Below are 17,331 nucleotides of genomic sequence, written 5' to 3' on the forward strand. Positions count from 1 at the left end.
AGCAGGTGAGCATTTGTGGAGAAAGTCAAAGTATTGATCGTCGATGATTCGAAGGTCAGCCGTGCAATGCTCGAAGGAAATTTGGCCAAAACCAACTTCGAGGTATGTGCGCAAGCCAAAAATGCTGCTGAGGCGGTGGAGCTTTACGAGCAGACAAAGCCGGCTGTGGTAACCATGGACATGAACCTTCCCGATGCCGACGGCATAGAGTGTAGCCGGAGAATTCGTGCTATTGATCCTGACGCTAAGATCGTTATGATCAGCGCCATGAAAGACGCCAGCCTGGTAGCCAAGGGGCGTGAAGTAGGAATCAGTGCCTTTTTGCAGAAACCTGTCAGTGTAAATGAGCTTATCGATACGCTGATGATTCTTTGCCAGAATAAGGTTGGCAAGGTAGCTGTCCTGCGTGAGTCCTATGCCAAACCGTTTGTCCGTGCTTTGCAGCAGGGCATTTTCAGCATGACCGGGATTCACAGTGAGGTTGAGCTGGAGGAGGACAGCCGTGCATTCCTGGAGGTAAGCGGTATTGCCGTTATTGTCGGTCTTACAGGCTTGCCCAATGGACGGGCAATCGTTTATATGGATTCAGATACCATGCATAAGTTCTCGATGATTATGCTGGACAAGGAAAGTGTAGAAGATATTACGGAAGATGAGGCCAGCGAATCTGTAGAAGAGGCTGTGAATATCATCGTGGGACGTGGGGTGTCCAATATCAATGATGTGTTCAAAGATAAGGAAATGCGTATTACGCCGCCGGGCACTATTGTGGGCAGCAAGATACGTATAGCCAGTCCGAAACTGACAACCTTCCGTATAAGCGCCAAAACACGCGTTGGTGAGATTAACATGAGTGTAGGATTTGCGGAAGGAGAATGATAAGATGGATGCAAAATTAGTTAATCCGTTCGTCGATGCATTCACAACCGTAATGCCGCAGCTGGGGTTCGCTGAGCCTAAGCGGGCAAAGATGGGGGTAAAAACGAAGAATGCGGTGAGCCTGGGCGTATCCGTTATTGTAGGGTTCACCAAGCAGATTCGTGGTAATGTTGTTTATAATATGTCTGAGGATACGGCGAAATTTATCGCATCGACTATGATGATGGGAATGCCTGTGGCAGAATTTGATGCCATGGCGCAAAGTGCTATTTCGGAAATGAGCAATATGCTCACCGCCAATGCCGCAACCAATCTCACGGGTATGGGGCTGGAAGTTGATATTTCCACGCCGTCCCTGTCGATTGGGGAAAATTTCCAGGTGAAGATAAGCGATGACAACTATCTTACGGTGGAAATGGATTTGGCTGGTCATATGGTAGAACTTGATATTGCAGTTGAACAGCAGTAAAGACACACTAAGTTGAAAAAAGCATTGTATGCAAGACCTATGCGTACAATGCTTTTTTCAGACGTGCTTTATTTATGGGAATATTTTTACAAGGAGGACAACATGAAATTTAACAGTTTGCGGTTCAAATTTCTGGCTGGGTTTATTCCCCTGTTTGTGGGCAGTTTTGCGGTGTTCTTTGCTATAAGTTACTATATGTCCAGTTCGGCATTGACGCGTAATGCAGATTTAATTGCCCAGGAAATTGGCAGCGGGACCGCCAAGCAGCTCGAAAAAATCTATCAGGAACGGGAACTCACGGTGGAGTCACTGACCACGAATCCCATCATAATGAGGGGCACGCGGGAAGAACGTGTCAAGGTGCTGGCTGATACGTTGGCCAAGCGGAAAAATTTCACCATGCTGGCGTATTCTGATGTTGAAGGTCATGCTGTAAGCGATAAGAACAAGGATATGGACCGCACGACACGGGCTTATATCAAGCAGGTGCGTGAGACGAAAAAACCGGTGATGACGGGGCCGTCCGTGTCGGGGACCAGCGGCAAGCTCATTACCATTATGGCCTATCCGGTACTTGATAACGGCGTGCTGACTGGTATTGTTTACGGTACTATTGAGCTCGATGATATCACTAAGATTGTCGGTGAGATTAAGTACATGGAACATGGCCGCGTTTATATCGCGGACCAGGACGGTCTTTGCATTGCCTATGCCCAGCTGCCGGAAGAAGTGGGCAAGATGGACTTGTCCAAGGAAGTCTCCAGCAAGAAAATCGATATCGCGCTTGTGAACGGCTTTACCAGCGCTGTGCAGCAGGATAAGCAGATTTCTACAGAATATACAACGTCCCAGGGCGTGCCGTCACAGGCTGTATTTACGCCGGTGCACCTCGGGTATCGTACCTGGATTGCCGTATCGGTAGCTCCCATTTCTGAAGTACGGGCCGATGCGTATAATCTGATAAAGATTATGGGACTGGTGGCTGTGTTAATGGTGCTGGCTATCAGCGCTGTTATCTGGGTGGCATCGAAAAAGATGTGCGAACCCATCGTGGCCCTGCGCGGGGAATGTATTGCCATCAATGACGGTGACCTGCGTTCCCGTCCGCTGGCTGTAGATACGAATGATGAACTGGGGGATTTGGCCCGGGGATTTAAGCAGATGCGCGAAACCATCAGGGAACTTATCGGTCACCTGCAGAGAAATGCAGAGAAGGTGTCGGCGTCGGCGCAGGAACTGACGGCTGCCTCCCATCAGTCGGCTGAGTCAGCCACGCAGGCCGCACAGCAGATTGCTGATATTGCATCTGGTATCGCCCACCAGTCTGACCTGGCTGCTGGCGCAGACAATACGGCAGAGGATATTGCAGAGCGTACGGAATCTGTGGCACAAAATGCCGACGCTATAACGGCTGTTACGGAATTGACTGTAAACAGCGTAACTTCCGGCCGCGATTCTATCAATAACGTAGTGAAGGCTATGGATAGTATCAATGCCAGTGCTACCACGGTTAAAGCCTCCATTAGTGAGCTGGCCACCCGTTCGGAAGAAATCAGCAAGATTGTCGAGCTGATTTCCGGGATTGCCGAGCAGACCAATCTGCTGGCGCTGAATGCGGCAATTGAGGCTGCCCGGGCTGGTGAGGCAGGGCGCGGATTTGCCGTAGTGGCTGACGAAGTGCGTAAGCTGGCTGAAGAATCCGCCAGCTCCACCAAGCAGATTGGCGATTTGGTAAATCAGATTCAGCTGGATATGAAAAAAGCCGTGGCTGCCAGTGAACAGAGCGCAGCCAGCGTGGCCAACAGTATGGATTTTGTTAGAGATGCCGATGCTGTGTTTGAGTCAATTAAGATTGCTATTGACGCACTGGCTGGCGGCATCAGAGAAGTTTCCGGCAATATCAAGAGTGTAGCCAGCGGCACGAAGTCCATGAAGGAGGCCGTCAAGGAGATTGCCGAGGTCAGCAACGTCAACGCCGCTCATACGGAGTCCGTATCGGCAGCTACTGAGGAACAGTCAGCCTCGGCTGAGGAAATTGCAGCGGCCACCCGCAGTATGGCCGAGCAGGCTGAAGAACTGGCACATGAGATTGAAAGATTTAAAGTTTGATTCATAAGTCAGTGTGTGCTGACGCAGGAAAAATTTGACATATTATTTAGCGTGAAAAGCCATAGAATCGCTTTGCCCAGGCAAAAGGCTTTTCACGCTAATTTTTTATGTTGGGAAAATTTATTACTGTACGCTGGTGGGGAAAAACGCTGTGAGGTCAGGGCGCAGGAGGCAGCTTTTTCGGAGAGGGCAGTGGCTTGCTTTACGGGGAGTGTAAAAAAAGAAAAAAACTGTTGGCAAGGTTTGGAGTTTGGTTTATAATGGTGTACAGTATGTTTTAAAGAGGTGGCTATATGACGGACACGCTGGCAGTCGAGGTGACTGTGGAAGGTGTGCAGGTAGATACAACGGGGGAAAAGACCGTGTTGAAAACCGCTGCACAAGGTAAGTATACAGCCCGCGCAGGCAAACATTATGTGCGTTATGAGGACGCCTCTCTTCACGATACGGTGGTGCCCACGGTGCTGAAATTTTCCGCTGAGGGTGTGACGCTTATCCGTCGTGGAGCAGTGGATATGCAGCTGGAGTTTCGGCTGGGCAACAGAACCCGTAGTGTGTATAGAACGCCCTACGGTAATTTTGATTTACTGGTTGATACGAAAAAGCTGGATATTATATTTGACGGCGGACAGGGCAGAATCGTGGCGGAATATGATTTATTTCTCAACGATGCCCTGCAGGGACATAACACCCTGAATGTAGTTGTAAATGCTTTGCCGGACTGATACCCTTGGGGGAAAGCCGGCAGAGGATAAATAAATTAGGAGGATTTTGGATTGGATATTAAAGACACACTGACAGAAGCCATTGTTGCGGCTGCGAAAAGTGCCATTGCTGATGGCGTGTTTCCGGAAGGCGAACTGCCTAAGGTAGTGCTCGAAGTACCGCCCCAGAAGGAATTCGGTGATTTTGCCACTAACTTTGCCATGCAGTCGGCACGCGTGTTCCACAAGGCTCCCCGGCAGATTGCGGAGGAACTGGTAAAACGCATAGAGGGCGATTGGCTGGACCATGCGCAGATTGCCGGCCCCGGTTTCCTGAACTTCTATTTAAAGGGCAATGTGCTCTATGATTCCTTCCAGAAAATCCTGGCCGCCGGGGAAAGCTATGGTCAGCTGCCGAAAAAGGACGCGCCGAAAATTCAGGTGGAATACGTCAGCGCTAATCCCACAGGCCTGCTGCATGTAGGTCATGGCCGTGGTGCTGCTGCCGGTTCTGCGCTTGTGAATCTGCTGCGGGCGGCTGGTTACCCCGTGGAAAGCGAGTATTACATCAATGATGCCGGCAATCAGATGAACAATCTGGCCCGTTCCGTTAATGCCCGTTATCTGGAACTCCTGGGCCAGGACGTAGAGTTCCCCGAAGATGGCTATCATGGTCAGGATATCATTGACACCGCGCAGCGTATCATCGACAAGGAAGGGGACAAATACCTGTCCATGAGCGATGAGGAGCGTCTGGAAATCTTTAAGGACCTGGCCTATGTGGAAAAGCTGGCTACCCTCAAAGAGGACCTGGAATCCTTTAATGTAACGTTTGACAACTGGTTCAGTGAACGCACGCTCCACCCGGAGGCTGTTAAAGCGGCAGTAAAAATCCTGCAGGACAATGGCAATATTTATGAGCAGGACGGCGCCCTGTGGCTGAAATCCACGGCTTATGGCGATGATAAGGACCGTGTGGTTATTCGCGACAATGGTGTGCCTACCTATCTGGCAGCCGATATTGCGTACCATCACAACAAGTACGAACGCGGTTTTGACCGGCTTATCAATATCTGGGGCGCTGACCATCATGGTTATGTGTGCCGTGTAAAGGCTGCTATGGACGCTCTCGGCCATGATTCCGAAAAACTCACGGTACTGCTCCTGCAGATGGTAGCCCTTTATCGTGGCGGCGAGCTCGTGAAGATGAGCAAGCGTACCGGCCAGAGTGTTACGCTGAATGAACTGATGGAAGAAGTTGGCACCGACGCTGCCCGTTATTTCTTCCTGATGCGTTCGCTGGACAGCCAGCTGGATTTTGATTTGGATTTGGCCAAGAAAAAATCCAATGATAACCCGGTATATTACATTCAGTATGCGCATGCGCGTATCTGCAGCATTTTCCGTCAGGCTGAGGAAAATAAGTTGGCAGTCGGCGCACAGCCGGAACTGTCCCTGCTCACTGATGAATCGGAGCTGGACCTCATCAAGAAGATTGAGGAGTATCCGGAGGAAATCGAACGGGCGGCCCGTGATTACGCCCCCCAGCGTATTGCCCGTTACAGCTATGACCTGGCCAGTGCCTTCCATAGCTTTTATAACCGCTGCCGCATCGTAGGGGTAGAGCCCAAGCTGGCTGAGGCCCGTTTGGCTCTGGTGCAGGTGACGGCGCATGTTATTCGTCATTCCCTTGGTATCCTCGGTGTATCGGCACCGGAACAGATGTAATTTTTGGATTTGGAAGGAGACCCTTAGATTATGGATTTTATCAATAGCTCGGAAGTGGATATTGCTTATCATGTGCTGACGGAAAAAGCACAGACGATGTATTATAAGGATTTGGTTCTCGATGTTATCGAGAAAAAGCATAAACCGGTGCAGTCGCTGTCTGCGGCCATTTCAGAAGTGTACACTCTCATCAACATGGACAGCCGTTTCCAGTATGAGGGGGACGGCCAGTGGGGCCTGACGGAATGGAATCCGCCTGAAGTTAAGCGTCATTCCAGCCGTTCCAGCGCCACCCGTTCCAAGGCAGCTAACAAAGAGAGCAATAATCGCCAGAAAAAGCTGGAAAGCATTCAGGAATAATAAGGAGGCAAAACCATGGCAAAGTATATTTTCGTTACTGGTGGTGTGGTATCGTCCCTGGGCAAAGGTATCACGGCAGCGTCTTTGGGCAGACTGCTGAAAAGCCGCGGTCTGAAGGTTACGATTCAGAAGTTTGACCCGTATATCAACATTGACCCGGGAACGATGAGCCCTTATCAGCACGGCGAAGTTTTCGTAACTGACGATGGTGCGGAAACTGACCTCGATTTGGGGCATTATGAGCGTTTTATCGACATTAACCTGTCGAAGAACAGCAATATCACCACTGGTAAAGTATACTGGTCGGTCCTCCACAAGGAACGCCGGGGCGAATACTTAGGCTCCACGGTGCAGGTTATTCCCCATATCACTAATGAAATCAAGCAGCGTGTTTACGATGTAGCCAAGGCTGATGGTGCTGATGTGGTTATCACGGAAATCGGCGGTACGGTAGGTGATATCGAAAGCCAGCCGTTCCTCGAGGCTATCCGTCAGGTCAAGAAGGAAGTCGGCCCGAAGGATACGCTCTACATTCATGTAACGCTGCTTCCGTATATTTCTGCAGCCGGTGAGCTCAAAACCAAGCCGACGCAGCACAGTGTTAAGGAACTGCGTGCTATCGGTATTCAGCCGGATATTCTCGTATGCCGCACGGAAAAGACTATTTCCAAGGACATGAAGGAAAAGATTGCCATGTTCTGCGACGTGCAGCCGGAGGCTGTTATCGAGAACCGCACGGCGTCCACGATTTACGAAGTGCCGCTGATGATGCAGCGTGAAGGTCTTGACAAGATTGCCCTGCAGAAACTCAACATGGACTACGGTCCGGCTGATATGTCTGACTGGGATAAGATGGTCTACAAGATTAACAATCCGTCCAAGAAGGTCAAGGTGGCCGTGGTCGGTAAGTATGTAGAACTGCCGGACGCTTATATTTCCGTGACGGAGGCGCTCCATCATGGTGGTATCGATAATGATGCGTCTGTGAAAATCCAGTGGGTTAACGCGGAAAAAATTGAGGATCCGGAAACGGACCTGTCGGAAGTGTTTGTGGGCTGCAAGGGTATTCTGGTACCGGGCGGCTTTGGTGACCGCGGTGTGGAAGGCAAGATTAAGGCTATCCAGTATGCACGTGAGAACAATATTCCGTTCCTCGGCCTGTGCTTAGGCATGCAGTGCGCCGTTATCGAATTTGCCCGTCACGTCTGCGGCATGACGGACGCACACAGCTCCGAATTTGATGCTGAGACTAAGCACCCGGTTATCGACCTGATGGAATCCCAGCAGGGGATTGAGGACAAGGGCGGCACGATGCGTCTTGGTTCTTATCCCTGCACGCTGCGTGAGGGTACGCATTCCCTCGCCGCTTATGGTACGGCCAATATTGCTGAACGTCATCGTCATCGTTATGAGTTCAATAACAAGTATCGTCAGGAACTCACGGACAAAGGTCTGGTTATTGCCGGCACGCTCCCCGATGACAGCCTCGTAGAGATGGTGGAGGTAAAAGACCATCCCTGGTTCGTGGCTACGCAGGCTCACCCCGAGCTCAAATCCCGCCCGAACAATCCGCATCCGCTGTTCAGAGATTTCGTCAAGGCAGCTTTGCAGGTTAAGTAATTTTTATACTTGATATAGAGATAGCCTGGCGGCTTAGGGAGGTTTGACACGCTCCGCTTAGCCGTCAGGCTAAAACTATTTTTGCCTTTTATATCCGCGTGAAAAGTCAAAACTCGCTGCGCTCAGACAGTAGACTTTTCCCGCGGATTTTTTATAGTGGGCAAAAAATAGTTTCTTAACGCCTGCCGGCAAACGCTGCGCTTTGCCAAACCTCCCTAAGCCGCCAGAAGTTACTATTCTGGCAATTGCTACGATAAAAATCGCCTTAACCATTAGGACTGTGCAATTGGCAAGAATTATACATTAACAAATATTACGTAGTGAGGCCGGGAATGGGGGAGTATTCTAAGCGACGCGTTAGGTGATGGGCGTAAAGAACTTATTTTTTTCTCAAAAGGAAGTGGACAAAGGTTTTGTTTGAGCGCAGCGAGTTTAACCTTTGTCCACTTCCTTGATTAAGAGAAAAAAATAAGTTTAGCCCATAACCGTAGCAGAGCGTGAATACTCCCCCAGTCACGGCCGTTCTGTAGGAATGTGTATAATCAACTGTTAAACGGTCTTTTTTTAATGAAAAATCTTTGCAACAGGCAGGATAAGCCACTGCACTCGTAGAAATACTGTATTATCAAAGGTGATACAGTCAGTTGTAAGGAAATGACTGCAAACTGGGATTTTGTTAAGGAAAGGAGGATTTTCAATGCTTATCGATACGGCCTGTTCTTTGGCGTTCTACTGCCAGCGCTGCGGCCGAATCCAACTGCAGGATGTACCACTCTTTAGCGGGCAGATGCATTTCGTTATGGAGTGTGGGAACTGTGGACACGAGATGGGCAAAATTACCTTGCGGCCGCGCAAAGGACTGGAACTGAAAACGGAATGCGGTGTGTGCAACGGCAAAAACCGCCAGACTATTTCCTGGCGACAGCTAAAAAGACTCAGGTTTGCCAGACTTTACTGTCAGCACGATAATTTTGAACTAGGCTACATTGGCAGATGGCAGGATATTGCCGAATTTCTGGATTTTAATACAGCAGAATACGATGCCCTGCATCCGTCTGATGGCGATGGGTTCATCGAACATCAGCAGACGCTGCTGGAGGCACTCAATCGCATTCACGATTTAGCCGCCAGTGGTGAGCTGGAATGTACCTGTGGCAGTGCCGACATAAAGGCAGCACTGCAGCGTGATTCGGTTCGCCTTGATTGCCGCTTTTGTGGCAATTACTGCGAACTCCCGGCGAAAACAGCGGCAGATTTACAGGCACTTAAGCCTGGCCAGGGGACAAAATTTACCTGGCGCATGCGCCCGTGGCTTGACGTAAGGGAGAAATAGGATTATTATAAATAAATATCGATATATTTACGAGGGACTATCGGCGTGAACCGACAGTCCCATTTTCGCGTAATATATCCGGGATGTAAGGAAACGGTACGGGTTATTGAGGTGTGATGATGAATTCTTTGTTTGCTGTCTTGAACAGCAATTCCGGCATAAAAAAACTACAGGACAGTTTGGCAGGAAAGCCCCAGGAAACATTGGTCTACGGTCTTTCCAACTCGCAAAAGCATGTGGCCTTTGCCGCAGCTTACAAAGCCGCACCACAGCCGCTGGTCATTCTTGTACATAGCAGTGAGGCCCTGCAGGACTGGCGTGAAAATCTCCTTTCCCTGCTGCCGGACACGGAAGTTTTGGAACTGCCGGAACTGGATATAATGACAGTGCAGGCCGAGGCCCGCAGTATGGAACGGGCGGCCAGGCGCATGGATGTATTGGTACGCCTGATGCGCAAGGACCAGGTAATCGTGCTGGCCAAAACCACGGCGGCCGTGCAGAAGGGCATGAGCCGGCAGGACTTTGCCCGGCTCAGTGTCAGCGTTAGTCTGGGCGAAGAAATGAGTCTGGAAAAATTCCTGCAGCGCCTCGTACAGCTGGGTTATGAACACGCCGACGAGGTGGAGCGTATTGGTCAGTTCAGCTCCCGGGGCGGTATTGTGGACGTTTATCCCATCAATGGCGAAAATCCCCTGCGCGTGGAATTTTTTGGCGATGAAATAGATTCTTTGCGTGAATATGCGCTTGATACCAAACGCTCCATCAGAAATATCAACAGTGCCTCCATTATGCCGCTGGCGCAGACGGATAGCGCCGGACAGGCGGAAGTATTCCTGTCATTTTTGGAAGGACAGGGGACGGTTCTCTTTGACGAGCCTATGCGCCTGCGTGAGCAGATTCGCACGATGGTCAGGGAGAACCCCGATATCAAGGGCAAGGTATTTTCCTGGGAAAATCTGCAGGAGGCGGCCCGGGAGAACCGTGTGCTGTATTCCGCTATGCTCCTGCAGCAGGTTCATGGGGCTGAGGCTGCTAAGACCATCAGCTTTACGGCTCCCAACGTGGCGACCTTCCATCGGCAGATGGATTTGCTGCAAAATGAAATCGGCCGCTGGCTCGGACAGAAACAAAAAATACTGATTCTGCTCGGGGATAAAAGCAAGGCAGATTCCCTGCGCGAAATGCTGGCCCGTAACCGTTATCCCGCGCTCGTGATGGAGGATGGCGCAGAGCTTAGGTCTGATTGCGTCAACATTCAGGTGGGCATGCTGATAAACGGCTTTGAAATGGCCAGTGCCAGCCTTGTGGTGGTGACGGAGAAGGATATTTTTGGCCATGCCAAGCGCCGGGCAGTCCGCCGTCAGAGCAATGGTGAAAAACTCGCGCATTTCCGGGATATCAAGCCCGGTGATTATGTCGTGCATGCCGCACATGGTATCGGTAAATATGTTGGTGTAGTCACTTTGGAAGTGGCCGGGATACATAAGGACTATCTTCATATCAAATACGGCGGTGATGACAAGCTCTATGTGCCTACGGAACAGGTTAACCTGCTGCAGAAATACATTGGCGCCGAAGGCGAAGTGCCGCGCCTGCACCGCATGGGCGGTACGGAATGGGCCAAGGCCAAGGCGCGAGCGAAAAAATCCGTTGAGGATATTGCCAAGCAGCTGATTGAAATTTACGCCAAAAGACGGCAGGCCAAGGGCTTTGCTTTTTCGCCTGACGACAGCAGCCAGCATGACTTTGAGGACGCTTTCCCCTATCAGGAAACGGACGACCAGTTAAAGGCCATCGAAGAAATCAAGACGGATATGGAACGCGCCAAGCCCATGGACAGACTTTTGTGCGGCGACGTGGGCTTTGGCAAGACAGAGGTGGCCATTCGGGCGGCTTATAAGGCAGCTATGGACGGCAAGCAGGTCGCGGTGCTGGTGCCGACGACGGTACTGGCTCAGCAGCATTTCCAGACCTTTAATGCCCGGTTTATGGATTTTGGTCCGGAAGTGGACGTTATCTGCCGGTTCCGTACGGCCAAGGAACAAAAACACACCATTGAACGAGTCAGGGAAGGCAAGGTTGATATCCTTATCGGCACACATGCTATCCTCAATCAAAACAAGGTGCAGTTTAAAAACTTAGGCCTGCTTATCGTCGATGAGGAGCAGCGGTTCGGCGTCAAGCAAAAGGACAAAATCCGCAAGCTGGCCGCCGGGATTGACGTGCTGACACTATCGGCTACGCCGATACCCCGTACCCTGCATATGTCACTGGTGGGTGCCCGGGACATGAGTATTATTGAAACACCTCCGGCAGACCGTTTTCCCGTACAGACTTATGTGGTGGAAAACAACGATGCGGTCATTGCCGGGGCCATTAAGCGTGAGCTCAAACGCGGCGGCCAGGTCTACTTTGTCTACAACCGTGTGGATACCATTGACCGCATGCGCGAAAAACTCGAGGCTATGGTGCCGGACGCGCGGATTCAGACAGCCCACGGGCAAATGCCCGAGGAAATGCTCGAACGGGTGATGATGGACTTCTACGAAGGCGAGTACGATATTCTGCTGGCGACCAGTATCGTGGAAAACGGCCTTGATGTTGCTAATGCCAACACGATTATCGTCTACAATGCCGACCATTTTGGCCTGTCACAGCTTTATCAGATGCGTGGCCGTGTCGGACGCTCTCATCACATGGCCTTTGCTTATTTCGTCTATCAGGCCGACAAGATTCTCACGGAAACAGCGGAAAAACGCCTGCAGGCGATGAAGGAATTTGCCGAGCTGGGAGCCGGCTTTAAAATCGCCATGCGCGACCTGGAAATCCGCGGTGCCGGCAATCTGCTGGGCTCGCAGCAGCATGGGCACATTGCCAGCGTCGGTTTTGAAATGTACTGCAAACTGCTCGAAGAGGCTGTGGATAAACTGCAGCATGGGGAAAAGGAAGTGGCTGAAGTACAGCCGGACCCCATTATCGATTTGCAGGTGGAGGCCTATATCGATGGCGGCTATGTCAGCGACGCCATGCATAAAATCGAGATTTACCAGCGCATTGCCGGGATTCGTAATAACGAGGAAATCCGCAGCCTGCTCGATGAACTCATTGACCGTTTCGGTGAACCGACACCGGCGGTAATGAAATTGCTGGAAGTGGCGCGGATAAAAAATTACGCCCGCAGCTTGAAACTGCGCACCATCAGCGAACTGCCCAAGGCTTTGGATATTTACCTGCTGCCGGGGCACCGCCTGCCGGCCAAGGGTATGCTGGCCATCAGCAAGGTTTTGGGGCGCAGTATGCGCTCCCTGCCAGGGAAAAACGGTTATCGTTTCACCCTGCATGACAGTCAAAAGAAGAACATAACGAATTTTGTCCTGCGGCTGCTGCTCCTGGCTGCCGGTGAGGAAGACGCGGCGCTGCAGACAGCAGGACAAAAGGCTAAAGCAAAGATAACAACGAGGAACTGAGGAAGATATGGCAAAGATAACGGTATTAGGTTTGGGACCCGGCCATGAGGGGCTTATCACCCGGGAGAGCTGGCGGCTTATGGAGGCGGCAGAACATCTTATCCTGCGCACGAAAATCCATCCGACGGTGGCGGCTTTGGATGAGGCCGGCATAAAATATACGACTTATGACGGCTATTATGAAGAGGCCACGGATTTTGAAACCCTCTATCGCAGCATTGCCGAGGATCTGCTGCAAAAAGCTGCGGACTTGGGTGAGCTGGTCTATGTAGTACCGGGCAGTCCGTTGGTGGCAGAGCGCACAGTGGTACTGCTGCGTGACTTGTCAAAAGCAACGGCGGTGGAAGTAGATATCCGTCCCGGCATGAGCTTTGTGGAAGTCATGTATACGCGGCTGGGCATTGACCCGGTGGAAGGACTGACCATTCTTGACGCCTTGGATATTGAAACGCTCAAGGAGGCCCCGGCCCAGTCCCTGATTATCACGCAGGTGTACAGTCAGCCTATTGCCTCGGACGCTAAGCTCATGCTTATGGAACTTTATCCCGATGAATATGAGATAACCTATATTCACAACCTGGCAATGACAGATGAAAGCATTAGGCAGATTCCGCTGTATGAGTTGGACAGACAGCCGGATTTAGACCATCTGACCAGCTTATACATCCGCCCACTTAAGGGCTGAATCCTCCCCAAAAACAGGAAAAATGCGTTGTTTTAAGGGGGCAGGCGGTGTTTTTCCCGGAAAACCCTTGATTTTTCGGGATGTTTCTGTTAAATTCTCTTATAGCGGATTATTCCGTGGGCTGCCGACCATGGCCGGCAGCCAGTTTAATCTTCTTTAAGGAGGCTACGATACATGAATAAAACTGAATTGGTAGCTAATGTTGCAGAAAAAGCAGGTCTGACGAAAAAAGACGCTGAAAAAGCTCTGACCGCTGTACTGGAAAGCGTACAGCAGGCACTTATCGAGGGCGACCGTGTACAGCTTATCGGCTTTGGCACTTTCGAGGTTAAAGCACGGGCAGCACGCATGGGCCGTAATCCCCAGACGGGCAAGGATATGGAAATTCCTGCCTCCAAGGCACCGGTATTCAAGGCTGGCAAGGCTTTGAAAGACGCTGTCAACGGCTGATATAAGCAATATACAGGACCGTGTCCCCTAGGGGGCACGGTCTTTTTTGAAATAAGGAGAATGATATGCAAGGGAAGAGTGTCTTAATATCCGGCGGCACGTCAGGCATTGGCCTGGCTGCTGCCCGACAATTTCTCGTGGCCGGTGCGCGTGTGGTCATTTTAGGCCGCAGTGCAGAACGGGGACAGGCGGCTGTCGCGGCGCTGGGCGGCGGTGCAAACCTGCGCTATGTTCGCTGTGACGTGTCAAAGGCAGCGGAATGCCGGCAGGCCGTGGCCGAAACAGTACAGGCCTATGGCTCACTGGATGTGCTGGTAAACTCCGCCGGAATTTACGTGGAGGGTGCCATAGAAGATATGCAGCCGGAACAGCTGGAGGCGGTATGGGATATAAACGTCAAGGGGACGTATTATCTTACGCAGGCAGCCGTGCCGGCGCTCAAAGAATCACGGGGCAATATTGTTAATGTGGCCTCTGATGCCGGTGTGCATGGCAATTACTACTGTACTGCCTATTGTGCGAGCAAGGGGGCAGTGGTGATGTTTACGAGGGCACTGGCTTTGGAACTGGCCGGCTTTGGCGTACGGGTGAATGCCATCGCCCCCGGTGATATCCTGACACCGCTGACCGAAAAACAGCTGCAGGCAACAGCAGACCGCGAACAGGCTTTGGCCGACATGGCCTCTGTCTATCCGCTGCGGCGTATTGGTACCCCGGAGGAGGCGGCTGCTGCTATAAAATTTTTGGCCTCGCCGGCAGCGGCTTTTATCACCGGAACGATTTTAAACGTCGACGGAGGCCTGTGTGCGTAATTTTATTTTCCGCGGCAGGTTGTTTTGTGATACAATAGGCAAGTGTGTAGGAGAGGAGGTGCAGGCATGAGCGCAAAAAAAATCCTGATATTGACGGCGTCTATCGGTTCGGGGCATATAAAGGCTGCGGAGGCTGTAGCCCGGGAACTGGCCAGTCAGGACCCGGAGGCCCAAATTGCGGCCGTGGACTTTATGGCCCGTTCGACGGCCTGGGGACACTGGCTGATAAAACGTGTCTATCTGGAAATGCTGCGCTTTGTCCCTAACCTCTACGACGTGTTTTACAAGGTATCCGGCGGTGAGGCTGGCGGCAGCCTGGCACAAAAGAGTGTGGCTTGTTTCATGCTGCCGGTGTTTGCCCGGTTGTATAAAAAGTATACGCCGGATATCGTCATTTGCACCCATCCGTTTCCGGCAGCGGCTGCGTCCCTGTGGAAGGAGCAGAACAACAGTTCCCTGCCGTTGGCGGTGGTGATGACTGATTATTCCCTGCATCAGGTGTGGCTCTGCCCTCGCGTTGACAGTTATTTTATGGCTACGGACAGCATGCGGCAGGCGATGGAGCGGCAGGGCTTTGCGGATAAGGAACTGCAGGTTACGGGCATTCCAGTCAGCAGCCAGCTGCAGCAACTGCCGGATAAGGAAAGTATGCGGCAGGAGCTGGGAATAAACCTAAAAGATAAAGTTATTCTGTTGATGGGCGGCGGCCTGGGGCTGGGCGGAATTGAGCATACATTGGAGGCGCTGGAAACCATCGAAGAAACGCTGACGCTCCTGGTCATTACCGGGCGCAATGCCGACCTGCTGAATCGGGCGTCAGCGTTTGCCGAAACTTCCCATCACCGCCTGCATATCTGGGGCTATACGGATGAGGCGCATAAACTCATGCGCGTGGCGGATATGCTTATCACCAAGCCGGGAGCACTTACCATCAGCGAGGCTTTTGTTCTGGGACTGCCCATGCTGCTGCATGACCCCATTCCAGGGCCGGAAACGGAAAATGCGGTGTACGCTACCAAGAATGGCGCGGCCTTGTGGCTGCATCCCGGGGAAAAGCTGGCACCGGCCGTGCTCGAAATGCTTAATGATGACACGCTGGCCCGTATGGGCAGCCAGGCACTGGCTTGTGCCAAACCACAGGCCAGCAGCCAGATAGCAGCAGCGTTATTACGTATGTGATAAAATTATTTTTCCGGCAGCAGGTTTTTGACCGTTGAACGGGGAATAATATAAAATGCAGATTCTCTATAACTCGTAAATTGTGGGGAAGATTGGTGAGAAAATATGGCTGTATTTCAATTACAGAAAGATACGACCAATAACTTTATATGCCCGAAATGCGGAAAGCCGCTGCACTTTGTTGACGGCCAGGCGGTGCAGATAGTACAGGGCCGGGCTGATATGTCTGCGGTGCTGCCCAAGTACGAGTGTTATGATTGCGGAATATATTTTCAGGAACTGCTGGGTTCCGGCTTTTATGATGAGCATGATTTGCCCAAGACAGCCTGTCCGCCGCAGAAAGCGAAAAAAGTCGTAAATACCGGTGACCTGCCGCCGATGATTTTGCAGCGTGATGCCAATAATCAATGTGTCTGTCCCCGTTGCGGCGAAATGATGGATTACATCGAAGGCCGGGCTGTGCAGCTGGTGGATGGCCGTCCGGATATGGAAAATGTAAAGGGGCATTTTCGCTGTAAGAGCTGTTCTTCGTATTTTCGTCCCATTGCCTCTACCCAGTATTATCAATGGTCGGAAAAATAGAAAAATCTTGCCAGATAGTTGATTTAAGTTTATTATAAGGTTTGGACTTAATTTTTGTGTAAAGGGAAGGAGGTATGATGATGGAATCGAGAGGTAGACAAAGGAATATCAACTGGTTTGCTGTGGTCATGGTTGTCATCATCATGTACTTTGCTTCTATCCTGGTATCGCAGCAGATTTATCTGAGCCAGGCGGCCGATGATTATGCTGCAGCCAAGTCACGTCTGGCCGCTGCGGAAAAGGAAAATGAGGCTCTGAAAGCAGAGCAGCAGCAGCTTAATGAACTGGGCTATATTGAAAAGGTTGCCAGAGAGGATCTGGGTATGACCAGAGCCGGCGAACTGCCCTATAGTACTGGTCATAAATAAGCCTTGTGCTCCTTGACACTAATTAGTTGTCAAGGGTATAATAAATCCTGTATTTTCAAATACCTAAGGAGGAAGTATTAATTTGTCCATTGAAGTTGGCAGCGTGGTTGAGGGTGTAGTATCAGGTATCACCAATTTTGGTGCATTTATCGAATTGCCCGAAGGTAAAACAGGTCTTATCCATATTTCAGAAGTCGCAGATGAGTATGTCAAGGATGTGCATGACTTCCTGACAGAAAAAGACAAGGTCAAGGTAAAGGTTGTAGCAATTGATGAAAAGGGCAAAATCGGTCTCTCCATCAAACAGCTTCAGGAGAAAAAGGCAGACGAGCCGGCAGCAGCCGAGCGTGAAAGCCGTCCTTCCTTCCGTGCACCGCGGTCTAATTTTGGCGGCCGTGATTTTCGTAAGCCCGGTCGTTATGGAGCATCTTCTGCATCCTTTGAGGATAAACTTTCCAAGTTCCTCAAGGACAGCGATGAGCGTCTGACGGACTTGCGTCGTAAGACTGATTCTAAACGTGGCGGCCGTGGTTCGCGTCGTTTTGACTAATTAAAAAAAGCACTCTGAAAAAGGGTGCTTTTGTAC

Annotated in this window: 16 protein-coding genes; all 16 read left to right on the forward strand. The window is 51.0% G+C overall.

What is annotated here, in order from left to right; genetic code table 11:
• The first annotated feature begins 15 nt into the window (after positions 1 to 15).
• The 16 genes from DL94_RS0102455 to DL94_RS0102530 all read left to right on the forward strand — a co-directional run bounded on the left by DL94_RS0102455 (position 16) and on the right by DL94_RS0102530 (position 17,295).
• Positions 16 to 879 (forward strand): response regulator, encoded by an 864-nt coding sequence (locus tag DL94_RS0102455; RefSeq protein WP_028128785.1) that lies wholly within the window; start codon positions 16 to 18, stop codon positions 877 to 879.
• A 4-nt stretch (positions 880 to 883) separates the two neighbouring features.
• Positions 884 to 1,348: a chemotaxis protein CheX gene (locus DL94_RS0102460; protein ID WP_028128786.1), complete on the forward strand. Its 465-nt coding sequence runs from the start codon at positions 884 to 886 to the stop codon at positions 1,346 to 1,348.
• A gap of 102 nt (positions 1,349 to 1,450) precedes the next feature.
• Positions 1,451 to 3,457 carry a methyl-accepting chemotaxis protein gene (locus DL94_RS0102465; RefSeq protein ID WP_028128787.1) on the forward strand — a complete coding sequence of 669 codons (2,007 nt, stop codon included), beginning with the start codon at positions 1,451 to 1,453 and terminating at the stop codon, positions 3,455 to 3,457.
• Between the two features lie 293 nt (positions 3,458 to 3,750).
• Positions 3,751 to 4,182, forward strand: a complete 432-nt coding sequence (locus tag DL94_RS0102470; protein WP_028128788.1) for a YwiB family protein — start codon at positions 3,751 to 3,753, stop codon at positions 4,180 to 4,182.
• Positions 4,183 to 4,233: 51 nt separating this feature from the next.
• The gene (argS, locus tag DL94_RS0102475) at positions 4,234 to 5,889 is read left to right on the forward strand and encodes an arginine--tRNA ligase (RefSeq protein WP_028128789.1); all 1,656 of its coding nucleotides are present in this window, start codon (positions 4,234 to 4,236) and stop codon (positions 5,887 to 5,889) included.
• 30 nt (positions 5,890 to 5,919) lie between these two features.
• Positions 5,920 to 6,249: a DNA-directed RNA polymerase subunit delta gene (gene rpoE / locus DL94_RS0102480; protein WP_028128790.1), complete on the forward strand. Its 330-nt coding sequence runs from the start codon at positions 5,920 to 5,922 to the stop codon at positions 6,247 to 6,249.
• Positions 6,250 to 6,264: 15 nt separating this feature from the next.
• Positions 6,265 to 7,869, forward strand: a complete 1,605-nt coding sequence (locus tag DL94_RS0102485) for a CTP synthase (protein WP_028128791.1) — start codon at positions 6,265 to 6,267, stop codon at positions 7,867 to 7,869.
• 697 nt (positions 7,870 to 8,566) lie between these two features.
• A complete protein-coding gene (locus DL94_RS0102490) occupies positions 8,567 to 9,202 on the forward strand; it encodes a hypothetical protein (RefSeq protein ID WP_028128792.1) in 636 nt (211 codons plus the stop codon).
• Between the two features lie 119 nt (positions 9,203 to 9,321).
• Positions 9,322 to 12,669: a transcription-repair coupling factor gene (mfd, locus tag DL94_RS0102495; RefSeq protein ID WP_028128793.1), complete on the forward strand. Its 3,348-nt coding sequence runs from the start codon at positions 9,322 to 9,324 to the stop codon at positions 12,667 to 12,669.
• Positions 12,670 to 12,676: 7 nt separating this feature from the next.
• Positions 12,677 to 13,354 carry an SAM-dependent methyltransferase gene (locus DL94_RS0102500; protein ID WP_028128794.1) on the forward strand — a complete coding sequence of 226 codons (678 nt, stop codon included), beginning with the start codon at positions 12,677 to 12,679 and terminating at the stop codon, positions 13,352 to 13,354.
• A 174-nt stretch (positions 13,355 to 13,528) separates the two neighbouring features.
• Positions 13,529 to 13,804 (forward strand): HU family DNA-binding protein, encoded by a 276-nt coding sequence (locus tag DL94_RS0102505; RefSeq protein WP_028128795.1) that lies wholly within the window; start codon positions 13,529 to 13,531, stop codon positions 13,802 to 13,804.
• A 65-nt stretch (positions 13,805 to 13,869) separates the two neighbouring features.
• The gene (locus tag DL94_RS0102510) at positions 13,870 to 14,616 is read left to right on the forward strand and encodes an SDR family NAD(P)-dependent oxidoreductase (RefSeq protein ID WP_028128796.1); all 747 of its coding nucleotides are present in this window, start codon (positions 13,870 to 13,872) and stop codon (positions 14,614 to 14,616) included.
• 66 nt (positions 14,617 to 14,682) lie between these two features.
• Complete coding sequence (locus DL94_RS0102515) at positions 14,683 to 15,795, forward strand: MGDG synthase family glycosyltransferase (RefSeq protein ID WP_028128797.1); 1,113 nt, start codon at positions 14,683 to 14,685, stop codon at positions 15,793 to 15,795.
• A gap of 105 nt (positions 15,796 to 15,900) precedes the next feature.
• Positions 15,901 to 16,377, forward strand: a complete 477-nt coding sequence (locus DL94_RS0102520; RefSeq protein ID WP_028128798.1) for a hypothetical protein — start codon at positions 15,901 to 15,903, stop codon at positions 16,375 to 16,377.
• An 80-nt stretch (positions 16,378 to 16,457) separates the two neighbouring features.
• Positions 16,458 to 16,745: an FtsB family cell division protein gene (locus DL94_RS0102525; RefSeq protein WP_028128799.1), complete on the forward strand. Its 288-nt coding sequence runs from the start codon at positions 16,458 to 16,460 to the stop codon at positions 16,743 to 16,745.
• A gap of 82 nt (positions 16,746 to 16,827) precedes the next feature.
• Positions 16,828 to 17,295 carry a S1 domain-containing RNA-binding protein gene (locus DL94_RS0102530; RefSeq protein ID WP_028128800.1) on the forward strand — a complete coding sequence of 156 codons (468 nt, stop codon included), beginning with the start codon at positions 16,828 to 16,830 and terminating at the stop codon, positions 17,293 to 17,295.
• Positions 17,296 to 17,331: the final 36 nt, after the last annotated feature.

It is taken from the genome of Selenomonas sp. AE3005, from assembly GCF_000686945.1.
Classification (GTDB): Bacteria; Bacillota; Negativicutes; order Selenomonadales; family Selenomonadaceae; genus Selenomonas_A.